Origin of the sequence: Kitasatospora sp. NPDC056446 (genome assembly GCF_042796115.1) — a bacterium.
Classification (GTDB): domain Bacteria; phylum Actinomycetota; class Actinomycetes; order Streptomycetales; family Streptomycetaceae; genus Kitasatospora.
Map to the genome: position 1 here is coordinate 1 of NZ_JBHTRF010000156.1, position 4,869 is coordinate 4,869.

The following is a 4,869-nucleotide window of genomic DNA, read 5'->3' on the forward strand; positions in this document are numbered from 1 at the left end:
GGGGTACGTACGGGGGGGGTACGGGGGGCGGACGGGGGGTGGGCCGGGGCGCCCGCGGCCGCCCGGGACCTCCGTGTACGTACTCCCGGCCCCCGCCTCGGCCGGGTCACCCGCACGCCCGGGTCACATGCGCATCCGCAGCCGGCAGACCACCGCGTCGGTGTGCCGGCGCAGGGCGCGGTCGATCACCGCGCCGCGCCGGTTCTGGAGCGCCCGCTGCCACCAGCGGGCCGGCTCGACCTCCGGGATCAGGACGGTCAACCGGTCGTAGGCGTGCTCCGCGCCGAGCTCGTTGACGAAGTCGGCGATCGGCCGGCCCAGCCGGCGGTGGTCGTCCGGGATCTCCACCAGCGGCACCCCCGGCTGCCACAGCTCCCAGTCCCGGCGCAGCGCCTCGGCCGCGGTCGGTTCGAGCACCACCGTCACCGCCATGACCTCGTCGCCGAGCGAGAGCGCCGCCGACAGGCCGTCCCGGGTGAGCCGGGTGATCGCCGTCACCGGGACGACGACCAGGCTGCGCTGACGGGTCACCGGGCCGGGCACCCGGCCCAGCTCCAGCCGTTCGCCGATCCGCTCGTAGCTGCGGTGGATCGCCTCGAACAGCACCACCAGCAGGGGCAGGGCCACCACGATGCCCCACGCGCCCTCGGTGAACTTGGTGCCGGTCACGACCAGTGCGGCGACGCCGGTCAGCAGCGCGCCGAAGCCGTTCAGCGCGGCCTTCCACCGCCAGCCGGCCGGGCGGCCCAGCAGCCAGTGCCGGACCATGCCGACCTGGCAGATCGTGAAGCCGACGAACACGCCGATCGAGAACAGCGGCACCAGGCTGTTGACGTCCCCGCCGGAGCCGACCAGCAGCGCCGCCGAGACCGCGGCCAGGAACAGCACGCCGTACCGGTACACCTGCCGGTCGGCGCGCAGCGCGAACACGTGCGGGAGGTGGTTGTCCCGGGCGAGCAGGTCCAGCAGCACCGGCAGGCCGCCGAAGGAGGTGTTGGCGGCCAGCCCGAGCAGGACCACGGTGGCGAACTGGACGACGTAGAAGGCGGCGCCGTGGCCGAGCGAGGCGTCGGCGAGCTGGGCGAGCACCGTGACGCCCTCGACCGGCTGGAGGTGGAAGCGGCCGATCAGCACCGCCAGTCCGATCAGCATCACGCCGAGCAGGGCGCCGAGCGCGACCTCGGTGTGCTGCGCGCGCCTGACCCGCGGGGTGCGGAAGGAGGGGACGGCGTTGGCCACCGCCTCCACGCCGGTCAGCGCGGAACAACCCGCCGCGAAGGCCTTGAGCAGCAGCAGCGCGCCGACGGCGGTGGCGTTCTCGGCGAGCACCGAGGCGTGGCCGGTGGCGGCCGCGGTGCTCGCCGGGCCGTCCCGGAACAGGCCGACCACGATGATCGCCATGATGGAGAGGACGAAGACGGCCGTCGGCACCATGAACCAGCGCGCCGACTCGGCGATCCCGCGCAGGTTCACCGCGGTGACCAGGGCGAGCACGCCCAGGCAGAGCCAGACCCGCTGGTCGTACAGGCCGGGGACGGCGGAGGTCAGCGCGGCCACGCCGGCGGTGACCGAGACCGCGACGTTCAGGATGTAGTCGATCACCAGTGAGGCGGCCGCGGTCAGCGCCGTCCGGCGGCCCAGGTGCGCCTTGGCGACCGCGTAGGAGCCGCCGCCGTCCGGGAACGCCGCGATCACCTGCCGGTAGGAGGCGACCAGCACCGCGAGCAGGACGGCGATCGCCGCAGTGACCGGCAGCGTGAAGCCCAGCCCGTACGCGCCGGCGGCGGCCAGCACCAGCACGATCGACTCCGGCCCGTACGCGACCGAGGCCATGGCGTCCAGGGAGAGCGCCGCCAGTCCGCCGAGCGCGCTGAGCCGGTGCCGCTCGTCGCCCGCGCCGGTATCCGGCGGCTCGGGTTCGGCCGTGACGGCCGGGGTGGTGATGGCGCTGGACATCGGACGGGACCTCCGCAGTCGGTAGTTGCTCCGATCCTGCGGTCCCCGGGCCCGGGCCTCCCCCGGCCCCTACGCGTTCCTGACGCGGCCACGAGCGGCTTTGACGGGCTCTTGACGCACCCGTCCGGCCGCTCCGGCGGCGGTCCGTGGCTGTTGGCGGGGGTGGGGTGAGCCGGTTGTCCCGGCGGGCGCCGGTTGGGAAGACGATCAGCTCGGTCGAAGGACTCCCACCCCCGGCTCCCCACTCTGCTGCCTGACCCCAGCAATTGCAAGTAATACGCAATAACCCCGCCCACGGGCGCGCCGCCCCCCGCGCCCCACCGAGACCCCTCGCACGACTCCCGGAGGACAAAGCGAGGCAGCCCCCAATCCGCGTCTCCGCAGATTGGGGGCTGCCTCTCCATCCTGCAACTGGTGCAGGGTTCGAACCTGCGTAGCCGGCTGACACGACAGACCTACAACCCGCCAACCAGGCACGCTCGGACCTGCGGACTCCTGCCCCCGTCCCGGATCTGGTCCACCGCTGGTCCGGATCATGGTTTCGACGACCTCTCCCAGCCGCACTCCCCCAAGCACCCGAAGGTCCGGTCCGGACAGCAATCTCCGCTGCCCGGACCGGCCCTTTTGCGTCCCTGCTCACACCAATCGACCGGGCCGCCGACCACACCGGCCCCACCCTGCCAGGGCCATTCACTGTCTCGAAACCCGCCCCACCTGCCCAAGCTGGCCACCAGTCGGGGATGCGGGCCGATCAACTCTGATTGGAACCCTGCACGGAGCCCTCCGAGGTGCATGCACGGTCCGCCGTTGATTCGGCCAAACGTCCGCTAACAGGCGAACAACTCTACGAGCCTGATTGGCAACTGCGGTCCGGGGTATCGACCAGCAGACTACGATCCCCTTCCAGGACCGCTGGATCAATGAAGTGCCGTCCTCACAAAGGAGCATGAAGTGTCCATTTCACCTTCGGGGCCGGGCAGCCGGATCTTTGTCAGTTACGCCCACCACGACGACGACCTCTTGGATCAAGCAGTCCGGAGCTTTACGGAGGACCTGAAAAAGTTCTATGCCGCAAAGACCGGCAACGATGTTGTGATCTTCTTTGATCACGACAGCATCGGGTGGGGTTCCAACTGGCGAGACAACATCGATGGCGAGCTTCGCTCAGCGTCGATCTTCATGCCCATCATTACCATGCAGTACTTCAATCGACAGGCGTGTCGCGACGAGCTTAATGCATTTCACGGCGGAGCTAAGCGGCTAGGCGCGGGCTACCTCATTTTGCCGATCGTAATCATGGGAGCGGGGCGCATATCGGCCGATCATCCCATTCCCGAGGTAGGACTCATCGAGGCACTGCAGTATGAAAATCTCGAAGGGTCATTTCTGGCCGGGACCGGGACCCGCGAATGGCGGGAAGGTGTCAGCAGGATTGCCGACAAGCTCATTCTTGCCATGGAACGAGCCGAAGAAAGAATGACGGAGATCGCTGCGACCGAGCAGGCGGGAGAAACAGTCGAGAGCCAGGCAGAACTCGACCTCCTTGGGGCGATGGAAGAAATCGAGAGGATCGGCATTCGAATGAAAGTGGAAATGGAGGACGTTGAGTCAATCCTTACGGAGTGGGTAGAGGCGCTGACTCAGGGGATGGCAGATTTCGGTCCAGGGAAATCGGCTTCCGTGATGCGAGCCAAAACGATCCAAATGGCCCAGGAGGTAGAGGCTCGTTCCCGTAGGCTTTATGAGTCGTCAACGGCCCTCGCAAAGTCTGTGGATGAGACCGATACGCTGCTTCGATCCGTCGTGGGAGGCCTGTCCGAAGCAGGTGGACAGTACTCAACAGAGCTACTTGAGAGCTTCCTCCTGAGTGCGCAGAGTGATTCGGCCCAACTGGCTGCCGATGCCGACTCTATGGGTCAGCTACTCGACATGCTTAAAGCATTGGAAACTCTGAGCGTTCCATTGCGCAAGGCAATTAAGCCAGGCCGGGTTGGATTCACGAAGCTCCAAGACGCCCGCCACACGATTGGGAACTGGAGTCAGATTAGGGTTCCTTAGCCAAATTCCTTCGCTGCTCGATTCGCAGGGCCCGCCGAGCACTGAACTTCTCGAACTGCGCCGAGTAGACGTAGATATAGTCAAGGAGCGCCTCAGCGAGGGCGAGCGCATCGGCGGCATCATCCTCGCTAACGGCATCGCCAGTGAAATGTGCACCCTGATTTCCAAGCACCCGGAGAGCCTGAGTCCACTCAAATAGCCTCCCTTCGATCTTGCCGGAATCCCTTAGAGATTCAAGCATCTTCTGCAAGGGCCGACCCCGAATTGTAGCACTGTCGCCACCAAGCATCTGATCGATGCATACTCCCTCCAGCGTCCGCCGGACCATGACTGCCGTGGCCGTGTAGGCCTGAACCGAGTAGCAGCGCTGAGCCTCAGCTAGCTCTCGACGGAGATTCTCCGGAATGAGCCAGCTCAGAGGAAGTTGAGATGGAGGCCAGGCCGCCACAGGGCGACCATCCCACCCTTTTCCGTAGTCCTCCTCTATCAAAAGAAGGGACTGGCTGCAGTTGAGGCACTTCGCAATCTGCAGAAGGGTGGCATGAATTCCTTCGCCATCCCCTTCCTCATAGGAAGCAACGACCTCACCTGTGGCATTTACACCACAATGAGTACACAGGAAAGAAACGATCTTGCGGCGGCTCTCATCCGATTCAGGCACAGCGGAACCCTAGCGCTCTCACCTGAGCTATGGGTCAATTCGCCCGAAGTCGCTCCGCCTGGTCGACTGTCCGTCGGTCACCAATACTCTGCTGGCTCTTAGGGCCTGTGTGATGTTGTGATCAGTTGGGCGGTCGTACGAGGTCGTCTATCCAGATCATTGAGGCGCGAAGATGAAGGCCCGCGAGGTAGCTC

3 protein-coding genes are annotated in these 4,869 nt (G+C 66.0%); 1 reads left to right on the forward strand and 2 read right to left on the reverse strand.

Annotated features, from left to right (window positions below):
* Positions 1 to 123: 123 nt before the first annotated feature.
* Positions 124 to 1,956: an APC family permease gene (locus ACFQ6N_RS39980; RefSeq protein WP_380659084.1), complete on the reverse strand. Its 1,833-nt coding sequence runs from the start codon at positions 1,954 to 1,956 to the stop codon at positions 124 to 126.
* 951 nt (positions 1,957 to 2,907) lie between these two features.
* Here ACFQ6N_RS39980 and ACFQ6N_RS39985 point away from each other — a divergent pair.
* Positions 2,908 to 4,014, forward strand: coding sequence for a TIR domain-containing protein (locus tag ACFQ6N_RS39985; RefSeq protein WP_380659085.1), 1,107 nt, complete (start codon positions 2,908 to 2,910; stop codon positions 4,012 to 4,014).
* Here the strand turns inward: ACFQ6N_RS39985 and ACFQ6N_RS39990 are convergent.
* Complete coding sequence (locus ACFQ6N_RS39990) at positions 4,001 to 4,675, reverse strand: DUF4145 domain-containing protein (RefSeq protein ID WP_380659086.1); 675 nt, start codon at positions 4,673 to 4,675, stop codon at positions 4,001 to 4,003. The genes ACFQ6N_RS39985 and ACFQ6N_RS39990 overlap by 14 nt on opposite strands.
* Positions 4,676 to 4,869 lie beyond the last annotated feature (194 nt).

Excerpts from the sequence above, each read along its gene's own strand:
- ACFQ6N_RS39980 (WP_380659084.1), bottom strand. The coding sequence starts at position 1,956 with ATGTCCAGCGCCATCACCACCCCGGCCGTCACGGCCGAACCCGAGCCG.